The sequence below is a fragment of the Klebsiella variicola genome, from assembly GCF_000828055.2.
GTDB lineage: Bacteria > Pseudomonadota > Gammaproteobacteria > Enterobacterales > Enterobacteriaceae > Klebsiella > Klebsiella variicola.
Genome location: NZ_CP010523.2, coordinates 2,584,729 through 2,606,770 on the forward strand (window position 1 = coordinate 2,584,729; position 22,042 = coordinate 2,606,770).

Annotated in this window: 20 protein-coding genes, 2 pseudogenes and 1 riboswitch; of the genes and pseudogenes, 10 read left to right on the top strand and 12 right to left on the bottom strand. The window is 57.9% G+C overall.

The features are described 5' to 3' along the window. Positions 1–113: 113 nt before the first annotated feature. From SP68_RS12160 to tenA, 4 genes are read right to left on the bottom strand one after another with little or no spacing between them, the layout of a single operon-like run. On the bottom strand, positions 114–1,049 hold the full coding sequence (locus SP68_RS12160; protein WP_008804789.1) for an ABC transporter substrate-binding protein: 936 nt from the start codon (positions 1,047–1,049) through the stop codon (positions 114–116). A gap of 24 nt (positions 1,050–1,073) precedes the next feature. Further along, a complete protein-coding gene (locus SP68_RS12165) occupies positions 1,074–1,814 on the bottom strand; it encodes an ABC transporter permease (RefSeq protein WP_008804790.1) in 741 nt (246 codons plus the stop codon). Then, positions 1,811–2,539 (bottom strand): ABC transporter ATP-binding protein, encoded by a 729-nt coding sequence (locus SP68_RS12170; RefSeq protein WP_012541643.1) that lies wholly within the window; start codon positions 2,537–2,539, stop codon positions 1,811–1,813. The genes SP68_RS12165 and SP68_RS12170 overlap by 4 nt, the downstream gene beginning before the upstream one ends. After that, entirely contained in the window at positions 2,536–3,231 is a 696-nt protein-coding gene (gene tenA / locus SP68_RS12175) for a thiaminase II (protein ID WP_012541644.1), read from the bottom strand. Before tenA ends, SP68_RS12170 begins: the two co-directional genes overlap by 4 nt. Before the next feature lie 68 nt (positions 3,232–3,299). Continuing rightward, positions 3,300–3,401, bottom strand: a riboswitch (TPP riboswitch). Between the two features lie 300 nt (positions 3,402–3,701). On the opposite strand from tenA, the pseudogene SP68_RS12180 reads away from it, so the two are divergent. From SP68_RS12180 to SP68_RS12190, 3 genes and pseudogenes are all read left to right on the top strand, one after another. Next, a pseudogene (locus SP68_RS12180) lies at positions 3,702–3,957 on the top strand (BamA/TamA family outer membrane protein); the annotation flags it as partial. 18 nt (positions 3,958–3,975) lie between these two features. Further along, positions 3,976–4,920, top strand: coding sequence for a porin family protein (locus SP68_RS12185; RefSeq protein ID WP_040968542.1), 945 nt, complete (start codon positions 3,976–3,978; stop codon positions 4,918–4,920). 65 nt (positions 4,921–4,985) lie between these two features. Further along, entirely contained in the window at positions 4,986–6,092 is a 1,107-nt protein-coding gene (locus tag SP68_RS12190) for a DUF4056 domain-containing protein (RefSeq protein ID WP_040968541.1), read from the top strand. Between the two features lie 37 nt (positions 6,093–6,129). Here the strand turns inward: SP68_RS12190 and SP68_RS12195 are convergent, their stop codons facing one another. From SP68_RS12195 to SP68_RS12205, 3 genes are all read right to left on the bottom strand, one after another. Beyond that, positions 6,130–7,302, bottom strand: a complete 1,173-nt coding sequence (locus SP68_RS12195; RefSeq protein WP_040968540.1) for a Gfo/Idh/MocA family protein — start codon at positions 7,300–7,302, stop codon at positions 6,130–6,132. A 13-nt stretch (positions 7,303–7,315) separates the two neighbouring features. Continuing rightward, a complete protein-coding gene (locus SP68_RS12200; RefSeq protein WP_008804796.1) occupies positions 7,316–8,239 on the bottom strand; it encodes a TIM barrel protein in 924 nt (307 codons plus the stop codon). A 191-nt stretch (positions 8,240–8,430) separates the two neighbouring features. Beyond that, positions 8,431–9,471 (bottom strand): LacI family DNA-binding transcriptional regulator, encoded by a 1,041-nt coding sequence (locus SP68_RS12205; RefSeq protein ID WP_040968539.1) that lies wholly within the window; start codon positions 9,469–9,471, stop codon positions 8,431–8,433. Positions 9,472–9,868: 397 nt separating this feature from the next. On the opposite strand from SP68_RS12205, the gene SP68_RS12210 reads away from it, so the two are divergent. Both SP68_RS12210 and SP68_RS12215 read left to right on the top strand, forming a co-directional pair. After that, on the top strand, positions 9,869–11,125 hold the full coding sequence (locus tag SP68_RS12210; RefSeq protein ID WP_012541652.1) for a sensor domain-containing diguanylate cyclase: 1,257 nt from the start codon (positions 9,869–9,871) through the stop codon (positions 11,123–11,125). Positions 11,126–11,249: 124 nt separating this feature from the next. After that, on the top strand, positions 11,250–12,191 hold the full coding sequence (locus SP68_RS12215) for a hypothetical protein (protein ID WP_008804799.1): 942 nt from the start codon (positions 11,250–11,252) through the stop codon (positions 12,189–12,191). Between the two features lie 121 nt (positions 12,192–12,312). Here the strand turns inward: SP68_RS12215 and guaD are convergent, their stop codons facing one another. Together guaD and SP68_RS12225 are read right to left on the bottom strand one after the other, a co-directional pair. Then, positions 12,313–13,623: a guanine deaminase gene (gene guaD, locus SP68_RS12220; RefSeq protein ID WP_040968538.1), complete on the bottom strand. Its 1,311-nt coding sequence runs from the start codon at positions 13,621–13,623 to the stop codon at positions 12,313–12,315. Between the two features lie 100 nt (positions 13,624–13,723). After that, positions 13,724–15,220 (bottom strand): NCS1 family nucleobase:cation symporter-1, encoded by a 1,497-nt coding sequence (locus tag SP68_RS12225; RefSeq protein WP_008804801.1) that lies wholly within the window; start codon positions 15,218–15,220, stop codon positions 13,724–13,726. A gap of 144 nt (positions 15,221–15,364) precedes the next feature. On the opposite strand from SP68_RS12225, the gene SP68_RS12230 reads away from it, so the two are divergent. The 3 genes and pseudogenes from SP68_RS12230 (at position 15,365) to puuE (ending at position 17,769) form a co-directional block, all read left to right on the top strand. After that, entirely contained in the window at positions 15,365–16,081 is a 717-nt protein-coding gene (locus SP68_RS12230) for a GntR family transcriptional regulator (RefSeq protein ID WP_008804802.1), read from the top strand. Further along, positions 16,081–16,949 (top strand): annotated as a pseudogene (locus tag SP68_RS12235) (aspartate/glutamate racemase family protein); the annotation flags it as partial. The gene SP68_RS12230 and the pseudogene SP68_RS12235, both read left to right, overlap by 1 nt. After that, complete coding sequence (puuE, locus tag SP68_RS12240; RefSeq protein ID WP_012968158.1) at positions 16,837–17,769, top strand: allantoinase PuuE; 933 nt, start codon at positions 16,837–16,839, stop codon at positions 17,767–17,769. The pseudogene SP68_RS12235 and the gene puuE, both read left to right, overlap by 113 nt. Positions 17,770–17,856: 87 nt before the next feature. On the opposite strand, the gene SP68_RS12245 is transcribed toward puuE, so the two are convergent. Continuing rightward, positions 17,857–18,648, bottom strand: coding sequence for a sulfite exporter TauE/SafE family protein (locus SP68_RS12245; protein ID WP_012541656.1), 792 nt, complete (start codon positions 18,646–18,648; stop codon positions 17,857–17,859). 109 nt (positions 18,649–18,757) lie between these two features. Here SP68_RS12245 and SP68_RS12250 point away from each other — a divergent pair, with 109 nt between their 5' ends. Together SP68_RS12250 and SP68_RS12255 are read left to right on the top strand one after the other, a co-directional pair. Next, positions 18,758–19,525 (top strand): AraC family transcriptional regulator, encoded by a 768-nt coding sequence (locus SP68_RS12250; RefSeq protein ID WP_040968537.1) that lies wholly within the window; start codon positions 18,758–18,760, stop codon positions 19,523–19,525. A 203-nt stretch (positions 19,526–19,728) separates the two neighbouring features. Then, on the top strand, positions 19,729–19,953 hold the full coding sequence (locus SP68_RS12255) for a hypothetical protein (protein WP_004199962.1): 225 nt from the start codon (positions 19,729–19,731) through the stop codon (positions 19,951–19,953). Positions 19,954–20,115: 162 nt separating this feature from the next. Here the strand turns inward: SP68_RS12255 and SP68_RS12260 are convergent, their stop codons facing one another. Both SP68_RS12260 and SP68_RS12265 read right to left on the bottom strand, forming a co-directional pair. After that, on the bottom strand, positions 20,116–20,811 hold the full coding sequence (locus SP68_RS12260; protein ID WP_040968536.1) for an alpha/beta fold hydrolase: 696 nt from the start codon (positions 20,809–20,811) through the stop codon (positions 20,116–20,118). Between the two features lie 238 nt (positions 20,812–21,049). Continuing rightward, positions 21,050–21,979 carry an AraC family transcriptional regulator gene (locus SP68_RS12265; protein ID WP_040968535.1) on the bottom strand — a complete coding sequence of 310 codons (930 nt, stop codon included), beginning with the start codon at positions 21,977–21,979 and terminating at the stop codon, positions 21,050–21,052. Positions 21,980–22,042: the final 63 nt, after the last annotated feature.

Below are 22,042 nucleotides of genomic sequence, written 5' to 3' on the forward strand. Positions count from 1 at the left end.
CTGCGTGTCACGATAACCCTTTAAAGTGTAATTATTAGTGAGAAAGTCTCTATATTTTTATTGCCGCTGCGTTAAAACGCTGACGGAATGCCTTCCGTCAGCGATAGCAAGTCTCAATGCAGTTCCACCGCATAATTTGTTAAAGGTGTGACTTTTTTCACCAACTTATTGTTATATAAAAACTGTTCATAAGCTTCGTAGCGCGGTTTATCCAGCGCCGCCGGATCGGTGGCGAACAGCGGCACGGTTTGCAGCCACGCCTGGTGGTTGAGTTCGGTTTTCAGCTCCGGGTGGGCGGCGGCAAACGCCTCCCAGCTCTCCTGCGGATGGGCGCGCAGATAGCTCACTCCGGCCTGCAGGGCGGTGAGGAATTTACGGATCTTGGCCTCATGAATCGCGTCGCGATGGGCGACAATCACCAGCTCGTCATAGGCCGGCACGCCGTAATCTTCGACGTTCATCACTACCGGCGTTTTGCCCTGCAGCTTCAGCTCCTGTGCTTCTATATTACGGTAGCCGCCGATGACCGCGTCCACCTGGCCCGCCAGCAGGGCGCTGGTCAGTTGGAAATTGACGTTAACCAGTTTGATACTGGCCGGATCGATACCCGCGTGTTGCGCCATGGTCGACAGGGTGGCCTGCTCAATGCCGCTGACCGAATAGCCCACCTTCTTACCTTGCAGATCTGCCGGAGTTTTGATCTGCTTATTGAGAGCGATCACCGTGTTCAGCGGCGAGTTAATCAGGGTCCCAACGCGCACCAGCGGTAACCCTTCGTCAGCGAAGAAGTGCACCTGCGGCTGGTAGGTGATGGCCAGATCCGCCTGACGGGCGGCCACCATGCGGGGAGGCAGCGCGGGATCGGAGGGAGGGACAATCTTGACGTCCAGCCCCTGAGCCTTAAAGGCGCCGATCTGCTCGGCCACCATAATCGGCGCATGGTCGGGGTTAATGTACCAGTCCAGCACCAGCGTCAGCGGTTCATTGGCCAGCGCGTGGCCGCTGACCAGGGCCGTCAGGGTTGCCCCGGCGAAAAGCGACTTTTTCATCTGTTTTCCTTTATTACTTCATCTTTATTCCGGTGACCAGTCGATCAGCCGGTGTAGCAGGGTATCTACCGCCAGCCACAGCAGGAGGGTCAGTAGCACTAAAATAAACAGCGCGGCGAAGCAGATATCGGTTTGCAGCCGCGCATTGGCATTGAGCATGACGTAGCCCAGCCCCTCAGCGGAGCCGACCCATTCGCCGATAATCGCGCCGATGGGCGCCACCGCCGCCGCCATCCGCAGGCCCGAGCCCAGCGCAGGCAGGGCAGCCATCAGGCGGACATGCCGCAGCTGAGCGCCGAAGGAGGCGTTCATGCTGCGCGCCAGATCGAGATATTCCTGGTTGACCCGTCGCAAGCCATCAAAGAAGGCGGAAGTCACCGGAAAGAAAATCACCAGCACGGCCATCGCCACTTTGGCGCTCATGCCAAAGCCCAGCCACAGCACCAGCAGCGGGGCGAGGGCAAAGACCGGGATCGCCTGACTGGTGAGGACCAGCGGCATCAGCCAGCGCTGCAGGCGCGGAGAGAGGATCATACCCAGCGCCAGGGTGACGCCGAGCGTCACGCCCAGCGCCAGGCCGCTCAGGATCTCACTGAGCGTGATAAGCGTGTGCCAGCCGAGATAGGCGCGATTAACCCACAGCGCCTCGGCGACCGCCATCGGGGAGGGTAAAAGAAAGTGAGGAATGCCGCTGCGGCTGGCCAGACCCCAGAGGATCATCAACCCGCAGAACACCATGCTGCCCCGCCAGAGACGTCCGGTCATGGATGAGCCCTCATCAGTTGCTGCAGCAGGGCGGCCTGGCTGTTCAAGAGATCGGGCGCGTCCGGCGCGCGCGGAGGTGTGCCGGCAAGGTGATGGCTGTCATCGATGTCGCCGTCGGGCGCCGAGAGGACCAGCAGGCGGTGGCTCAGCCGGCAGGCCTCCTGCGGATCGTGGGTGATCAGCACCACCGTGCGACCAGCCAGCAGGGTGGCGGCCAGAGTTTGAATGCGCGTGCGGGTGAGGGTATCCAGCGCCGAGAAAGGCTCATCCATCAGCACGATGGGGCGGTCCTCATACAGGGTGCGGGCCAGCGCGGCGCGCTGACGCATGCCGCCGGAGAGGGTTGCCGGCCGGGCGTCGGCGCAGGACGAGAGCTCAACCTGATCAAGCAGGGCGGCGACCCGGGCACGATCGACTTTTTCACCGCGCAGCCGCGCGCCGAGGGCGACGTTGTCCCGGACGCTCAGCCAGGGGTAGAGCAGATCTTTCTGCCCCATCCACGCCAGACGGCCCTGAATAGGCTGCCCATCGCTGGCGACCACTTCTCCCCGGGTGGCGGGCGCCAGACCGGCCATCACCCGCAGCAGGCTGGTTTTGCCGGCCCCGCTGGCGCCGAGGAGCGACACCCACTGCCCGCCGGGGACCGTAAACGACAGGTTGTCGAACAACCGACGGTCGCCGAAATGCAGGCTCAGGCCACGGACCTCGATACCCGGCGCAGTCACGCCCGGGTCTCCGCTGTCGCGTTGAGGCCCATCTGCCAGAACTGCGCCTCAAGGCGGGTGCCGGTGGTGAAAATCTCGCTCAGCTCAGTGATCCGGGCCTCGCTCCCGCGCTGCTGCCATACCGTTTCCAGCAGCGCCAGCGCGGCATTGACGCCGTGCAGATAGCCTTCATCGCCATAGTTGCGGATCCACGAGGCGTAGGGGTTATCGTCCAGTCGGGTGGCGGGATGCTGCAGCAGGCCGAGACCGATTTCCGCATAACCGGCCACGCAGGGCATCAGCGCGACCAGTAGATCCAGCGCGTCACCCGAGTGGCCAATATCCAGCACGTAGCGGGTATAGTTAATGGTTTCCGGCGCTTCAGGCTGGGTAGCCATCTCCTGCTCGCTAATGCCCCACTGAGCGCAGTAACCGACGTGCAGCGGCAGTTCGTTGAGGATGGCGTTCATTGAGGCGGCCGCGGCCCGCATCTCCGGCAGCGTGCGCAGTTTACTCACCAGCAGCGCATAGCTGCGGGCAAAGTGGATCAGAAACAGATAATCCTGGGTCAGGTAGCGACGAAATGCGCTTTCCGCCAGGGTGCCCTCGGCAAGCTGCTGGACGAAAGGATGCGCCACATAGTGCTGCCAGTCAGCGGCGGCCAGCTGGCGTAAACGGCCATAAAGACCATGGCTAAACGCGGGAATTATCACAGGACCTCCAGATATTCAGGGGAGATCCGGGCGTGCAGGGGTGTGAACAGGCAATGGCGGTAATGCAGGCAAAATTGCCGACCCGTCCCTTCGCTGGCATGACCCAGATCAGGTTCAAAGGGTTCGGCTTGCGCCATCTCAGCCCTCACGGGACACCCCTCGGTAGCGCTATGTTATACGATATTCACCTTTTGAATACAATCACCGCGCTGCCCTGTATCGCGATGGCATTTTTCTGTGATAGCCAGCACTTTTTCGTTTAAAAATACCCGAAAAACAGGCGACTGCGCGTTGGTGAGCATTATTCTCATACGTTATATTTTCATTACCCCGTCGCGTTAATACTGTTCGTGAGGCGTGTCGTGCGTCCCCAAAGCCCCGGAGTAAGCATGAAATTCCTGTTGTCCGCACTGGCGGTCGCGGGCCATTAATCAGTCATTCATCCACCATGATAACCCTTTGATGTCCCTATTTCGCGCTACCGCTATCAGGGCGACGACGTGGTCACGGCGCAAACCTCCCTGGGCCTTCACCCCGCGCTGGATCCTGCAGGGATTCGTTGGCGCGGGGTGCGCGGCGCGCACGCCAGCGGAACAGTCAGAGGTGGCATGGGGGGCCGGTTTTCGTTACCTGATTGCACGGCAGTACGGTTTGCGTACCGGGATTGACGTGGCGTTCAGTGAGCATGAGCAGGCGGTCTATTGCAATGTCGGTTCGGGTTTATAACTACACATGAGAATAACAATGAGAGCATCCGGAACGGTGTTAACGCTGCTGTTGGCGGCCTGTGGCGCGTCGGCCGCGGAGCAGAGCGAGAGCGACAGCTATTTTCCGATATGGGGAGATGAGGCACGCGCCCGGGGGTATTCGATCCCGTTACCCTACGGCGTCAACCTGAGCTATATGAATATCCGTCAGGATATCATGGTCGACAGTATTACCTTTTCCGGGCTTAAGCTGGGCAACCATCCCATTCCCAGCGATATGTTCGCCATCGATGCCGGGCACACCCGCGAGAAGAGCAAAACCGAAAACCTGCGCCTCGATATGTGGGTCTTTCCGTTTCTCAACGTTTACGGGCTGGTGGGGCATACCCGCGGGGCGTCTGTCTCCCAGGTCTCCGTGGATTCGGATCCTTCGCAGTTTCGCGGTCTGGATCGGGTGATCGCCGGCGCGGTTCACCAGCTTTATCAGAGCGGAAAACTGCAGAATATTGATTTTACGCTTGATTTCAAAGGAACCACCTGGGGAACCGGCTTTACGCTCGCCGGGGGATACGGCAACTGGTTCGGGTTAGTAGACACTAACTACACCCGTACCGATTTCGATATTCTCGACGGCAGCATCTCGGCGGTCACCGTCTCGCCGCGCGTCGGCTACCGCTTCAGTTTTCACGGGATCGACGGGCCGTCCCACCTCAGCCTGTGGGTCGGGAGCATGTATCAGGACGTGCAGCAGGAGTTTAAAGGCGATCTGGCCGACCTGCATATGCCGCCAGAGCTTCAGCCCCTGATTGCCGCAGTCAATAAAGACGGCGAGGGGAAATTCGACGTCAAGCAGAAGCTAACCTCACCCTGGAATATGCTGATTGGCGCCCAGTATGAAGTCACCAAAAACTTTAACGTGCTGACTGAATTTGGTTTTAACGAGCGCAATAGCTTCTTTGTCTCCGGTGAATACCGTTTTTAACTAAAACTGCTGGCGTCATCTGCCGGTAAGATGCGCGCTCTTTTGTTGTTGTGGAGAGGCTGTTGATGCGTAAAGCCTTATGGCTGCTGTTTGCACTGTCGCTGCCGGCGCTGGCGCAGGATCCGGTGCTGCCCGCTGTGACGGCGATCCATCCGGTGCCCACCCTGGGTGAGCTGCCGCCGCCGGAGTCGCTGCGACCGTGCTGCGCTTTTGGTTACGACCTGCACGTGCGCGCGGTGGGCATCCCGATCCCGGTATACCAGATTGGCAATGTGCTGACCCTGGATACGCTGGGCAAGCACCATTACAACGATAGCGCGTTCGGGGCGGTGAAAAACCTGCTGGGGCTCAGCGAGGAGCAGAACGGGCTCATCTATACCCGTCGCGGCGGGTTTATTGATATCGCCCATGTGCGCGATACGGCGGACTACACCTTCTATCTGTTCAATCGTATTGCGCCGACGCTGGGCCAGGCGGGGCGGATCTTCTACAGTGAAGAGCTGGGCGTACGCCGCGTTCAGCTGAATGCCTTTACGCCGCCGGCGGGCGTCAGGCAGCGCTATCAGTTGGCCGCCTGGCTGGCGGGTCATCTGGCCTTCGAAATTGCCCAATGGCATGAGATTGCCCAGTGGTATGGCTTCCAGTCGGTCCCCGGGTTTTCTGAGGAGGTCTCCGCTTTTTCGCCGGAGGATCTCTACTCCAATTTACTCGGCGCCAGGCTGGCGATTAACGTGATCCTCAGCGGCCACGGTGGTTCGCTGGAAGACTATAACCAGGCCATGGATACGGCGCTGAAACAGGCGATGACCCGACTGATGGTGGCGACGAGAGGGGAGACGGAAGCGATGTTTCAGCGGATCGACGGCGACTGGTGGAACAGTCACCGGCGGGTGCCGGATAAGTTTCTGGTGCTGAAGCGTAACTACGATCTGCAGGAAAATCGGCTGCCGACGCCGGTCCCTTTCGAAACCCTGCCGCCGTATCGCCTGACCATGCCGGAGCAGGTTGGGGGGTTCCGCTTACGCGACCTCGGCGAACTGCAGATCTACCCAGGGCATGATATGCAGGCGCTGCCGGTTCCCGCGCAATACTATGGCGCCGGCGCGTTCCAGGCGCTGGCGGATAGCGCACGTAAGGCGGATAAGACCCAGCTGTCACGAATTGAAAAATAGCCGTAAAGGCTCAGGGCGAGCGCCCTGAGCCAGTGAGTTAGCGGAAGTCGACCCAGCAGGCGCCGTTGTCGGCAGACCGTACGCAGTTTTCCACCCAGCGCACGCCGAACGCGCCGGCGCGAGCGTCCGGATACCAGAAGTCGGCCAGCAGCGCTTCGTCGCGACGGTCGGCGGCATCCATGGCGATGGCGAAACGGCGATAGAGATTCGACCATGCCTCAAACAGTCCCTCCGGATGGCCGCCGCCGATGCGGTCATCCTGACGCGCCAGCGGATCGAGATAGTCCATGCCGCGCTCGAGGATACGCACCGGCTCGCCCTGGATTTCATAGCGCAGCTGGTTGGGCTGTTCATCCCACCATTCGAGACTGGCTTTTTCACCGACGATACGCACCTTTTGTCCGTGCATGGAGCCGCAGTTAACGGCGGAGCTCCACAGCGAGCCAACGGCGCCGTTGTCATACTCCATCAGCACATGGGCGTTATCTTCCAGCGGCGCGCGGCTTTTGACGAAGCTTTGTCTGGCGCACATCAGCCGGGTGATGTTCAGCTGCGGAGCCATGGTTTCAACCAGAAACAGCGGATGAGTGGCCAGGTCGCCCAGAACATAGCTGGGGCCGACAAAGCGAGGATCGACCCGCCAGCGGGTACTGGCGTTTTCCAGCTCCACCGGCTGGGCGTGAAAACCGTGGGCAAACTGCATATTGACGATACGGATGTCGCCCAGCAGCCCGTCGGCGATCATCTGTCGGGCCTGCAGGATCAGCTGGTGGCCGGCATAGCCGTAGGTTACCCCGATGATCTTGTGCTGCCGCTGGCTGAGCGCCACCAGTTCGTCTGCTTCCTCGCTGCTGAAGCACAGCGGCTTTTCGCACACCACGTGCAGCCCAGCCTCCAGCGCCGCCCGGCAGATGGCATAATGGGTGTTATTTGGTGTAGCAATCGACACCGCCTGAATGCCGTCCGGACGCTCCGCTTCACCGCGGAACAGGCTCTGGTAGTCGGCGTAACAGCGGTCGGGATCCACCCCCAGCTGTTGGCCGAACTGGCGTCCGCGTTCGGCATCAATATCAAAGGCGCCGGCCAGCAGCGTAAAGGTGTTATCACGCAGCGCCGCTGAGCGGTGAATATAGCCGATCTGGCTGCTGCCGCCGCCGCCGACCATGCCCCAGCGCAGGGTGCGATCGAGAGGTTTTAAACCGTTAATCATGTTGCGTCTCCTGTCAGAATCCCACGTCGCGCAGATAGCGCAGACTTTCCGTGACCGCCTGCAGGCTGCCTGCGGCATGGCGCGGGTCGCGCTCTTGTTCAATGGTTATCCAGCCCTGATATCCTCGGCGGGCGAGAAAGTCTTTGATGGCCGGATAGTCAATGGCGCCGCTGCCGAGCGGGCACATTACCCCTTCGGCGCAGGCGGTGAAAAAGTCGATGCCCTCGGCGATGGCGCGCTGGTAAACCTGCGGATCCACATCCTTGAAGTGCAGGTAGTCGAGTCGTGCGTAATAGCGATCCAGCCAGTCGAGCGGATCCATACCGGCGTAGTAGAGATGCCCGGTATCCAGACACAATCCCGCGACGTCGTGTGGAATATCGTTCGCCAGCCGCTCGATTTCATCCGCAAATTCGATGCAGCCCCCGGCGTGGGGATGGATAACCGCCCGCACACCGTACTCCTGCCAGGCGAGGGTGCTGAGGGCGGTAATGTGCGCCATCATGCGCTGCCAGTCTTTGTCATCAAGACGTGGAGCGAGCGCGCCGCGCCCGGCAAAGCGCGCCCGTTCAGGGTTGCCGAAATCAATAATTACCAGGTAAGGCGGCTGAACAGGATGCCCTGGCGTGGGTTCGGCGGCCGGAACCTGCGACAGATTGCGGCAGATCTGATGGGTCAGCGCCACCAGGGTGGGGAAATGGGCCTCGCTGACCAGATCGTCAAAGATCGTACCGGCCACCAGCGACAACTGATGCTGCTCCAGCGCCGCGCGCAGGCTGGCCGGGTCGGTGGGCAGGTAGCCCCAGGGCCCCAGCTCAATGCTGCGATAGCCGGCCTGCGCCGCCTCCTTCAGCACGGTAGCCCAGGCGGGAAGGTCAGGGTTTTTCGGGTCATCCACGCCCCAGCTGCAGGGGGCATTGGCGATAGAGAGTGTCATGTTGGCTTCCTTTTTACACAGGGGATGCCGCTGAGTATTGAATAAATATTTCATTCTCAACAATGATGGAATGATGATTTTTTGATGGTCATCATGCTTTGAATTGATGTGATTTTTGATAGTTTTTTATCAAATTGAGGGCGGGCGCGGTCTGCCCGTTAACTGGCCCCGGCGGCGGCGGGGTCGGGAGTTTACATATTTTCTTTGGTGATGATATCGAAAGGCTGGGGGAGAGAAATCACCTCGCTCGGCGAGCGAGAAACCGCGTCCGTTATGGTGCGCAGCGTGGCGGCGGCAAACGCCTCCAGCCGGTGGTTAAGCATGATGTCGATGGTGCCATCGATCAGCGCCAGTTCACTGTCGTTTAGCGGACCGTGGCAGACCAGAGTGATCGCCTGCTGACGGCCGCTGTCGCGCAGCGCCTCGACAATGCCTTCGACGCCGCCGCAGGGGGCATAGATCGCCTGCAGGGCCGGGTACTGACTCAGCATCTGCTCCGTCACGCTCCTGGCGATATCCGCCCGTTCATGGCTGCGAACCGGCTCCAGGATCTGCTGCCCCATGCCTTGTTCACGCAGGCAGGAGCGGAAGCTGATCTCACAGCTTTCCTGACAGGTAAAACGATTGTCGCCAATGATAATGCCAATTTCACCATCCCCGCGGCATAAGCGCTCGATAAACCAGGCGGCGGTGCGCCCGGCTTTTTGATTATCGAGGCCGATATATCCGCTGCGCTGAGGGACCGACAGATCCGAAAGCAGGGTGAACACGCGAACGCCGCGGGCGGCGGCCCGGGCGACTGCGTGGCGAATCAGCGGATGGTCCAGCGCCACCAGGCCTAACACGTCCACCTCATCACTTAGCCGGTGAATGGCCTGAGCCATCGCTTCCACCGCATCGATGGCAAAATGCAGTATCACCGGCACCTGGCCCGCCGGTAGCCATGGGGCTGCCTCTCGCGTCAGCGCCTGGGCCAGCGGCAGGTAGAAGGAGTGGGTCTCCTGCAGCAGAATAAACCCCATTCTGACCGTGAACGGCGCTTTACCCGCCGCCAGACGATAGTGGGGTTGCTCGAGGGTAAACCCCAGTCGTCGTGCCGCCTCCAGTACGCTCAATGCCGTGGACTCCTTCACCGCCGCACGCTTGTTGAGCACCCGGTCGACGGTGGCAATACCGACGTTGGCTTCACGTGCGATATCGGAAAGTGTGATTTTAGTAGCGGATTTTTTCACTGTGATGGCCGTTTGTGATGAGAGTTATGATAGAAACTATCACGATTAGTCTGGGCATAAAAGCCGCAATGTGGGCATCCTGGACAAAGCCAATACGCAGCCAACGGGCGAGAAGACCGATAGACACACTCTGTGATCAAAAGCGACTACCAGTTCTGGTATTGCTGCTATGCTGTTGAAATAGAATTAATAAAAATGACATTATCGCATCCAGACGGTTAAACCACGCGCAAAGTCGCCTCGGGTGGGCGTCGCTGCGTGCAGAACCGACTATACTTGCCGCGCACGCGCGTCATTAAGGCTATTCGGTTTTTTTGTTATCACTTTATACCAGCGTCAGGGACGCATATCGTTATGTGTCGCTTCTGCGCCGGGAATTGGTCGGTTTGGGGCCTGTATGTTATTAAAAGAACTGGCTGTTTTTGATGTATTAAGCACCCCGATATGGGTAGTCCATCCTTTTACTGAAAGTGTGGTCTATGCCAATCCGGCTTCCCGGACATTGAGCGGCGATATGTCGCTGAAGGAGATGCGTAACGGTATCTATTCGACCTGTCCTGAAACGCAGTTACAACATTATCTTCGCTATCTCGATACGATGACCGAGATATTTGAAGTCTGGACGTTACAGACGGGCAAGGGCCTGCAGTCGGTATATTGTAAAACCACCCTGGTCGACACCGACGACAGCGGTACCTTATTGCTGTTTGAAGCCGTGAAGCTGCTGGCGCAAAATCAATCCATTCATACCGGCTCCCGCCGTTATCAGCGACGCAACAATGGTTTTTTTGCCCGTTTTTTTATGACCAATACCGCGCCGATGCTATTGATCGATCCCAGTAAGGATGGTCGAATTGTCGATGCCAATATTGCGGCGCTGCGTTTTTATCATTATTCCGATGAGGAAATGCGCAATAAACATACCTGGCAAATTAATACCCTTGGTCGGGACGTGATCCCCATCATGAATAATATTGCCAATATGCCTGGCGGGCATAAACCGCTTAATTTTACGCATATTTTAGCCGACGGTACGCTGCGCCATGTCCAAACCTACGCCGGGCCCGTAGTGCTTTATAATATTCGACTGATGTTGTGCATTATTCACGATATCACCGAGGAAGTGCATCTGAAAAAAGAGCTGGAATTCTCTGCCGCCCACGATCCGCTCACCGGATTGCTTAATCGCCGTGAATTTTATCGCCTCGTCGAGGCGCCGTCATTTATCGCGCAAGGCTTTTGTCTGCTGTTAATCGATATCGATCATTTCAAGAGCATTAATGATATTCACGGTCATCAAAAAGGGGATGAAGTCCTGCTGGTGATCTCCCGCATTCTGGAAACGTCGGTGGATCGCGAAGATAAAATTTATCGCTGGGGGGGAGAAGAGTTTCTGCTCTTTTTACCCCATTCGCCGATAGCGCGCGCCCTGATACTGGCGGAAGGGATCCGCCAGGCGGTCAGCGAGTATCAGACGCTGTCGGTGACGGTGAGCATCGGCGTGGCCGAACACCATGACGGGGAAGCGATTGATCAGCTTTTTTCCCGCGTCGATAAAGCGCTGTATGTGGCCAAAAATGGTGGGCGCAACCGGGTCTCGCGCCTGCCGTTTGAAAATGTGGAACTGCTGCACAGCCGCGGAGGCGCGGCCTGACCAGCCCGATGCTTTTTCTCCCCGCGGGACGCGCAGGCTGACTCACCGACTATACTGAGTGAACGCCAGCCTGCTGATTTAGGTGGCAATATTGTTAGCCTGTCGCTGAGGTGGCAAACGACATATGGTGCGTCTTTTCGTTCTCCTGTCGGTACTTTCGCTTTACGCGCCAGCGACGCTGGCGGCGAACGGCCACGCCATCAAACAGCGTGCCGATGCCGTATTGACTCTGATGAGCTATACCGTCGTCCCTGACGTGACCGCCAGCGATCTCAACATTGGTTCCGGCAGCAACGACAAACATAATCTGGCCATCACCCAGTTTGGCGGCGGGGCAACCCTCAGCGAGTCGTTTCCTCTGTACCTTGAAGGTACGATGGGTTACAGCCGTTACGACCCGCGCTTTGTGGTCAGCAATGGCGAACAGACGCGGAATGTGCCGACCAAATGGAACAGTCTGACCACCACCGGCGGCGTCGGTTGGGATTTTTCGCTGCACCGGGACAGCCTCGGAGGCAACCTGGTGCTGCGGCCGATCGTCAATGTGATGCTCGGTACCCTGGCCAGCGATGCGCGTATTGGTAGCTGGGCAATTGAGCGAAAAACCAACGCCGATCTGCAATTTCTCGACGGCGGTCGGTTCAACGCCTGGGGGCTGGGCGGGGCACTGATGCTGGATTACGAACGCTTCTCTGCCACCCAGGATATTGATGCCGAACTGCGTTACTCCTATATGCATCTGCAAAGTTTCGGCAGTAGCGCCGAGGTGGTACAGGGCGAGGCCAGCGCGGAGAATCTCGGCCTGTATCTGCGCCGCCGCGCGCCGATAGCCGACTGGACGCTGCTGGGCAACCCGCTGCGTTATGTGCTGGAGGGGGCGCATACTGAATTTCTCGGCGAGCAGCGAGGGGCGCTGGGCTTTACCGGTTTGACCTCCCTGGGGGTTGGCCTCGAGCTGGACAGCAGTAAATACCCGGTCTTTATCACCCGCACCCGACTGGTGGCGCGCTATATGTTCGGCAATAACACCACGGGCTATGGCGTAGGCCTGGCAATGAGTTTTTGATTACCCAAATTCTGGTGCCAGGCAATTCACAGGCCCCCCGGGAGAGGACCTGGAGGCGTGCCAGCGTCGCAACGATGACCGGACGGTTCCCTCTCCCTTTGGGAGAGGGCCAGGGTGAGGGTCAATCCTGACACCACACCCGCTCGCCATTCACCCACGTCTCGCTGATATTGCGTTCATCTCCCAGGGTCATCAGCACGAACAACTGCTCATAAATGTCATGGCAGCGGCCTGTGCGCAGACGCTGCAGCGGGGTGACCGCCGGGTCAATCACCACAAAATCTGCCTCTTTGCCCGGCTGAAAATTGCCAATTTTATCCTCCAGCCGCAGGGCGCGCGCCCCGCCGAGGGTGGCGTGATAGAAGGCCTCGCTGGCGCGCAGGCGATAGCTCTGCAGTTGTCCTACCTTATAGGCCTCGCCCAGCGTCCGAAGCATGCTGAAGGTGGTGCCAGCCCCGACGTCGCTGCCGATGCCCATCCGCACCTGGTGCTGCCAGCAGGCGGGCAGGCGGAACAGTCCGCTGCCGAGAAACAGATTCGAGGTCGGACAGAAGGCAACGGCGGACCCGGTGTCATGCAGGCACTGCCACTCGGCATCATCGAGATGGATCCCGTGAGCAAATACGCTGCGTTCGCCGGTGAGCTGATAGTGATGATAGACATCCAGATAGCGCGCATGCTCAGGCCACAGCTGTTTAACCCAGGCGATCTCCTCGCGGTTTTCACTGAGATGTGTCTGCAGCCAGGTGTCGGGAAACTCAGTCCGCAGGCGCTGCACGGCCTCCAGCAACGCCGGTGTCGAGGTAGGGGCAAAGCGCGGGGTGATGGCATAGCCCAGCCTCCCGCGCTGATGCCAGCGGAGGATTAACTCCCGGGTCTGCTCGTAGCTCTCCCCGGCGGTTTCGCACAGATAATCCGGCACATGGCGATCCATCATCACTTTGCCGGCGATCAGCCGCATATTCAGACGCAGCGCCTCGCTGAACAGCGCCTCGGCCGAAGCCGGGTGCAGTGTACAAAACACCAGCGCGGTGGTGGTGCCATGGCTAATCAGCTGGTTAACAAAAAACTGCGCTATCTCCTGCGCGTAATCCGCATCGGCAAACTGGCTCTCCACCGGGAAGGTGTAGGTGGTGAGCCACTCCAGCAGCTGTTCACCAAAGGCGCCGATCATTTCAGTCTGCGGATAGTGAATGTGGGTATCGACAAACCCGGGCAGCAGCAGCTTGCCTCGCTGGTCGACATAGCCCTTCAGCGGATGCAGAAAGGCTTCACCCTCCTGCCATGGCAGCAGCGCGATAATTTTCCCGTCCTGCAAGAACAACAGGCCATCATCGAGATAACGGGCCTGAGCAGCCACCTCATCCGGGGTCTCTGCCACGCCGGCGATATCAAAAAATGCACCGCGTACCGCGGTCTGGTAATCCATCATCGAACCTGCCTTCTCTTAACGCCTGGGAATAGTGATAAACAGCAAGATTGGTGCCAGTTTTCAGCCTGCCGCGGCCAGACGCCGCGGCAGGTGGGGAGGGTTACTCTTTTTGCGCTACCGCGCCGGAATGAAAGGCTGCGGTCGCCTGTGCTTCACGCTCGTCGCGGGCCAGCCAGCGGTAGAGGGTGGCGCCGAGGAAGACCCCGATAAACCAGCTAAAGTTCGCCACTTCATGCAGGGCCGGAATAAAGCTGATGATCAGCCCCAGGCCCACCGACGGCAGCAGGGCGGCAATCGCTTTCGGGTTAAAGCCGTTGCGGTACCAGTATTTGCCCTTCGGCGTATCGTCAAACAGATCGTCCACCGACACCCGGCCGCGTTTGATCAGGTAGAAGTCGGCGATCAGAATGCCAAACAGCGGGCCAATAAAGGCGCCCAGTACGTCGAGGGTATAGTGGATCAGCTCCGGCGAGTTAAACAGATTCCACGGCGTCAGAAGTATCGATCCCACCGCGGCAATCATCCCGCCGGTACGGAAGCTGATTTTCTGTGGCGCGCAGTTGGAAAAATCGAAGGCCGGAGAGACGAAGTTAGCCACGATATTAATGCCGATGGTGGCGGTAATCATGGTCAGCAGGCCAATGGCCACCGCCAGATCGTTACCCACGCGGCTGACGGTTTCGATCGGGTCAGTGATCATTTTGCCGAACAGCGACTGGGTGCCGGAGACAATCACCACGGTCACCACCGAGAACAGCAGGAAGTTAAACGGCAGACCCCAGCGGTTACCGCGGCGGATCTCGCCCATGCTTTTGCCGTAGCGGGAAAAGTCACCGAAGTTAAGCAGCGGCCCGGAGAAGTAGGAGACGACCAGCGCCGTGGCGGTGATCATCTGCCAGGTCTGCTCGCCGGCGCTCAGGGATTTGCTGGCGAGGGTAAAGGAGATCCCATCCAGACCGGTCTTGTATACAATCCAGCCGGCCAGCGCCAGCATCACCACATAAACTGCCGGACCGGCGATATCGATAAAGCGTTTGATGGCGTTCATGCCATGCCAGAACACCATCGCCTGCAGCAGCCACATGGTGGCGAAGCACAGCCAGCCGAGCGTTGACAGCCCGAGAAAGCTGCTGCTGGTCAGCGAGGCAAGGGAGGGCCAGAACTTGAGCAGAACCAGCATCAGGGCATTCGCCGCCAGATAGGTTTGAATACCGTACCAGGCGAACGCGATCAGCCCGCGGATCACCGCCGGGATATTGGCGCCGAAGACGCCAAACGCCTGACGGCAGATAACGGCGTATGGCACCCCGGCCATCTGGCTCGGCTTCGCCACCAGGTTAGCGCACAGCTGCACAATACAGATGCCGACCAGCAGGCAGAGCAGAACCTGCCAGCTGGCCAGTCCAAGCGTAAAGAAGCTCGCCGCTACTACGTAGCCGCCCATGCTGTGCACGTCCGACATCCAGAATGAAAAAATATTGTACCAGCTCCAGTTCTGGTCGCGGGTGGGCGCCAGATCCTCATTACATAGCCGCGGACTGTAGCTGGCGGCCGCCTCGTGAGTCTTCTTCTGCTGCGTGTGGGATGAATGTGGCATGAAACCTGCTCCTCTGAATGAAAACCCTTTGAAATGGATTGCTGAGGCTATTGCAGGATCCAGGCCAGAATGATGAATCTTGTATACAAAAAATAAATTTTATGTATACGATCTGCTATCGATAAGTGAAACCGGAGTGGGTTAATGAATAATGAACATCGTCTCCAGGCCGCGCCAGCGCTGCAGGACAAGGACGAAAGCATTTACCAGGCGCTGATGACGGCCATCGTCGAACATCAGTTGCCTCCGGGCAGCAAACTGCCGGAAGAGGCGCTGGCGGAGGTGTTCGCCGTGAGTCGCACCGGCATCAGAAAGGTGCTGCAACGACTCGCCGCTGTGCAACTGGTCACGTTAACGCCCAAACGTGGTGCACACGTCACCAGCCCGAGCGTGGAAGAGTCCCAGGCGATCTTTCGTACCCGGGCGCTGCTTGAGGTCGCTAATCTGCCGGATGTGATCGCGCGCTGCCAGCCGCCGCATCTGGCGGCGCTGGAGAACATTATTCAGCGTGAACAGCAGGCCCATGAGGCGCACGACGGCCCGGCGGCGATCCGCCACTCCGCTGACTTTCATATTCAGCTGCAGGCTATCTCCGGCAACCCGGTGCTCACCGAGATGGTGACCCGCCTCAGCCAGCGCTCCTCTTTAGTGATTGCCGCCTGGGGCGCCCCCTGGCGACAGGGCTGCCGTTGCGACGATCACCAGCAGCTGGTGGGTTTGCTACGGGATAAAGCCCTGCAGCCGCTCAGCGAGGCGCTGATGCACCATTTTGATCATATTGTCGCCAGTCTGTGCTTCGAGCGCGATGGCGTCAGCCTGCCCGATTTTTCCCGGCTGTTCGCCGGCCACAAGGAGCCGTGATGTCTGCCATATGTATACAAGTGATCAACCCTAATACCAGCCTGGCGATGACTGAAACGATAGGCGCCGCCGCGCGTGCGGTCGCTGCGCCGGGTACCGAGATCCTTGCGGTCTGTCCCCGCGCCGGGGTGCCGTCAATTGAGGGCCACTTTGACGAAGCCATCGCCGCGGTCGGCGTGCTGGAGCAGATCAAGGCCGGACGCGAGCAGGGGGTGGATGGGCATGTGATCGCCTGCTTCGGCGACCCGGGGCTGCTGGCGGCGCGGGAGCTGGCCCAGGGGCCGGTGATCGGCATTGCGGAAGCCGCGATGCATATGGCGACGATGGTCGCCACTCGTTTCTCCATTGTGACCACGCTGCCGCGCACGCTGATCATCGCCCGTCATTTGCTGCACCAGTACGGATTTCATCAACATTGCGCGGCGCTGCACGCCATTGATTTGCCGGTGCTGGCGCTGGAAGACGGCAGCGGCCTGGCGCAGGAGAAAGTGCGTGAGCGCTGCATTCGCGCGCTGAAAGAGGACGGCAGCGGGGCGATTGTCCTTGGCTGCGGTGGCATGGCGACGCTGGCGCAGGAGCTGACCCGCGAGCTGCGGGTGCCAGTGATCGATGGCGTCAGCGCGGCGGTGAAGATGGTGGAGTCACTGGTCGCGCTGGGCCTGGCGACCAGCAAGCACGGGGACTTAGCGTTCCCGGAGAAAAAAGCGTTAAGCGGACAGTTTCAGTCGTTAAATCCATTTTAAAAGGGGCAGGAGATGGTAGAGAACCAGGAGCACTATCCTCGCGATCTGCGAGGCTATGCAGGGCAGCCGCCGCACGCGCGCTGGCCGGGCGGGGCGCGGATCGCGGTGCAGTTCGTCCTCAACTACGAGGAAGGCGCTGAGAATCACGTCCTGCATGGCGATGCGGGGTCGGAACAGTTCCTGTCCGATATTATTGGCGCCGCCAGCTACCCGGCACGCCATATGTCGATGGATTCACTCTATGAGTACGGCAGCCGGGCCGGGTTCTGGCGCATCCATCGTGAGTTCAGCCAGCGCGGGCTGCCGTTGACGGTCTTCGGCGTGGCGATGGCGCTGGCGCGGCACCCGGAGATTGTGGCGGCGATCAAGGCTGCGGATTACGATGTGGTCAGCCACGGCTGGCGCTGGATCCACTATCAGCACATGGATATTGCCGAGGAGCGCGCGCATCTGCAAAAAGCGGTGCAGGTACTGACCGACCTGTTCGGCAAACCGCCCACCGGCTGGTATACCGGCCGCGACAGCCCCAACACCCGCCAGCTGGTGGTGGAGCACGGCGGCTTTGACTACGACAGCGATTATTACGGCGATGATTTACCTTTCTGGAGCGAAGTGGCCTGCAGCGACGGCAGCCAGCGGCCGCACCTGATCGTGCCTTATACCCTCGACGCCAACGACATGCGCTTCGCCACCGCCCAGGGGTTCAACACCGCGGAGCAGTTTTATACCTATCTGAAAGACAGCTTTGACGTGCTGTACGCCGAGGGTGAAACCGCGCCGAAGATGATGTCCGTGGGGATGCACTGCCGACTGCTTGGGCGTCCGGGCCGTTTCCGTGCGCTGCAGCGTTTCCTTGACTATATCCAGCAGCACGACAAGGTGTGGGTCTGCACCCGGCAGCAGATCGCCGACCACTGGCGCGAAACCCATCCGTATCGCGGGTAGCTTGCTGCCACTCATCTGGCCCTCTCCACAGGGAGAGGGTACCGCCCGGTCGCGTCTGTTGAACCGGTTCACCAGGATGTATTTTGATTATTGAATGAGCATGGCGAGGAGTACCAGGCACAGCAGCAGCACATAGATGCGTGCATACCATACATCAGGTACCGCAGGGATTGCCCGGCGGCTAAACACTATCCCGGCCCAGCCGGTCAGGACGAGCAGGCCTAAAATTTTCAGGCTGATAAACCCCAGAAATCCGCTCAGCGGAATGCTGTGCCAGCCAATGACGGCATAGGTCACAGCCCCGCATAGCGCCACGGGCAAAGAAAGCGGGTTGGATGCGCTAACGCACTCCTGCATCTCATACCCGTGTCGCCGTAGCAGGGGCACCGTCATGACGCTGCCGCCCACGCCCAGCAATGCGGCAATCATACCGATAACCATACCGCCGCCAGTGACTACTGGCAGGGACAGCCGACGCCGAGCGCTGCCCCTGAAAAAACCTTTGCGCAACAAACAATCGCTGATGGTTGCCAGCATATAGAGAATAAACAGCGCGCGAACGATCTTCTCGCTCAATATCCCCGCCAGACAGGAGCCGACCACCGCCCCAATGGCAATAAACCATAACAACGGAAACAGCGTCTGCGCGGCAAGCTTACCCGCCCGCCAGTTTCGATAGCTGACCCAGCCGGCGTTAAATATCATCACCGCCGTTGAGGTAGCCACCGCGACATGCATGGCGTTTCCCGCGAGTTCCGGCTGCCGAAGCATCAGTTGATAGACAAAGGGCACCACCACAAAGCCCCCTCCGAAGCCGAACAGCACGGTGGTAATGCCGGTCGTAAAGCCTGCCAGCGCAATAATAACGATATCATTCAAGAGAATATTCCCGCCCTGAAAATGAGCGAGCAGCTTATACCGGTCGCGTACGGCTTCCCATTTGCGTAGCGCTCAATTACCTTTGTAAATCGGTCAGAGGGGGGCAGGTGTGCGCAACGTAAAAATTGACGAGGTCGATCGGCTCGATCGCGAAGTGGTGGCGTTAGGCAATGACTATGCGCAAGGGTATATACTGCCACCGCACCAGCATCGTCGCGCACAGCTGCTGTATGGCGCGACCGGACTGATGTATGTCACCACTCAGGACGGAGAATGGGTGGTTCCTCCGCAACATGCTGTCTGGATCCCTCCTGAAACCGTGCACGCCGTCAGATTTGTGGGGGTGACCACGCGTAGCTTATATATTGAGCCAGATTATGTGGCCGCTTTCATTAAACACCGTCGTTGCGAAGTGATCAGCGTCTCGCCGCTGTTGCGCCAGCTACTGCTTGAGGCTGTGGATTTACCACCGTTGTACGACAGCCCACGCGATCGCATGCTGATACAGTTGATGTTGCTGGAACTGGCCGCCATGCCGGTCCGCGAATTTGACATTCCGTTGCCGCAGCATCCGGCGCTGCTGGCGCTTTGTCAGGCTTTTTTGCTTAACCCCTCTATCCATGATCCTGCGGCACGCTGGGCCAGGGCGCTGTTTATGAGCCAGAGCACCTTTCGCCGGCATTTCCTGAAGCAGTTGGGCCTGTCATTTTCCGCCTGGCGTCAGCGAGCCTGCGTGGTGAGCGCCCTGGCATGGTTGATAGCAGGGAAACCGGTGAACGAAGTGGCATTATCTCTTGGATACGATAATGCGTCCTCTTTCGCCACCATGTTCCGCCGCGTGACCGGGCAGCCGCCATCGTTTTATCACCCAGCCTGATGCGTCGGGGAAGGGGACTCCGGCAGCATGTGTCGGAAATGAATGTCGCTTTTATGGCGTTGCTATGCGCTAACGTAGTCATAAGACAGACAATCCGGGAATGCCTGGCTTGCGTCTTCAGGTACCCCTGCATTTAGTGGTGGCTACATCCAGGCGGTTTATCTATTCTGCCTGTAACCGTGAGAAGACCGGAGTCTCTCTTTGTGAACCATCTTATCGTTGAAAAAATCATCATCATCTTTCTTCTCATCCTGTGGGGATTCGATACATTCAGAACCAGGAAAAGAAAACGTTATGATCCCGCCATTGAAGCCGCTGATGCCAGCGAACGCCATCAATGGCGCTATCTGAGATGGGGGTTTCGGATCATACAGGTGGTAGCGGGAGTGTATATCGTCGTGCAGTTGATTCAGGTTTTACTGAGATAGAGGCCGCCGGCAGGGCGGCGGGACAGAACATCTGGCTGATCAGAATGAGGTCAGACAATAGCGGTTTTCACGTCGGCAAAGGGTAATGTCCGCTCTGTGCCAGGAGCGGAACTTACCCCGATGAAGTAAATCCGGATTTTTGCCGGATAAACCCCCAATAATTTACGTAGCAGGGATCCATTCAACAATAATTCTTGCCAACTCCCTGGGCTGTTCGAGCGGAATCATATGGCCGCAATCCAGAATGATTCTTAACGACGCATAAGGTATGGCTTCGACCAATTCTTCTGCCTCCTTCATCGAACGGATGGCATCATCTTCACTGGCGATAACCAGTGTTGGACAACGTATCGTTGCAGAAGGTATACCTTGCCTGGATAAGGATGATTGCGTGATGAAGGCTTCAAATCCCAGAGAGCATCCCATTTTCTGGATAGCTGAAATCATATCCTGATTTGATGTGTTTAGAGGGTGGAGTGACCGGGCAATAGCATGTCTGCTCAGCCCCTTAAAGGTTGTGGGGGACAATGACTGCACGCTTTTCCGCTTTTCTTCAGCTTCTAACGGCGTATCTTCCCGTAAGGAACTGGCAATAAGCACTAAGGACTCTACACGTTCAGGGAATTCTGCTGCCAGTTGTCGGGCAATATATCCTCCCATCGAAAAACCTATCAAAGAAAACTTCTCCGGTAGAAGAGTAATCAAATGCTGCACTACATCATGAATGGTTCGTCCTTCAGTTACAGCTGCATGATGAACAATACAGTTTGACGGGAGATATGTTTCAAATTCATGCCAAAGCATTTCATTCAGCATAAACCCAGGAATTAAAACGATTCTACGCGGCTTTAAACTCATAATTCTCGCTTAAATACATCAGTGTATTTATTGGATAAGACAGGTTAAAAATATCTTACTAACAGCGACAATATCAAATTGCAGTCCTGGATAGGCGTTTGTCTATTTCCACAGAGTTTCTGAACGTTTCTAACGTTCTCCCAGGCTTCCTCCACCATCAACAGGCTGATCCCGAATTGAGCAAGCTCTAATGCCCAGGTCCGTGTACAACCTACCAGAGCACTTTTCCGCTTCTCGCTCAAAGCTGACTGTCAGGTCCCTGCCCGGACCGTTTACGATATTCCCCCGCTGTCACTCCTGTGAAACGCTTGAATGCGCGGCCCAGAGTAATTCCTGAATCGTAGCCCACCATCTCTGCAATCTTAGCCAGGGTCAATTGTGGATGTCTCAGTAAACAACGAGCACGGTACATTCTCCAGTGAGTGAGATAATCCCCGGGAGTGATTCCTATTATGTCCTTAAAATGAACTGCAAACGCGGAGCGCGACATCCCTGCTTCCGCAGCGAGCAGTTTGAGGCTCCATGGTCTCCCGATATCTCTGTGTATTTGTTTCACCACACGGCTAAGACGGGGATCGGCAAGGGCGGCTATCCAGCTTTTATGTGTTTGCTCGCGTAAATAATGTGCTCTGATAGCCTGTACAAAAAATACGTCTGCAAGCCGGCTCACGACTATACGCGACCCCATGTGCGGTTCGGTACTTTCGATAGCCAGTAGTTTTAACGTCGCTTCCAAAAGTGGTGAACGGGCAGCGTCAGAGGGGATGACCACGACTGAGGGCAGCAGTGAAAGCAACGGTTCTGCTCCCGTAGTATCGAAGGAGAAATAGCCACAGAGAATATTGGCCACTTCGCCATCACCTCCAAAACTGAGACTATTACCTGAACATTCAGCAAAGATATCTTCGCACCATTGTATTGGAGTAGAAGGGTTATCTACCAGAGAAAAAAGGGTCTCAGGCTTCACCAGGAACCCATCTCCTTGCCGCAGTTCAATGGGGTTTTCAACGCCTTCCACTATAAGCATTCCATGTCCAGAAACCATGAATCCAAAGCGAATTGAAGCACTTCTTACAAAGCTTATCCCCCACGGGGCATGCGGTAAAAGGCGTGAATAAAGTGCGCTTTTGAGACGCATAGCAGCAAATACATCATCGAGAGGATCCATTTTTTCCCTCTTTCATGGACGGTTAGTCAGTAATAATGTCTTTTCAGTCATTCTACATCCAGT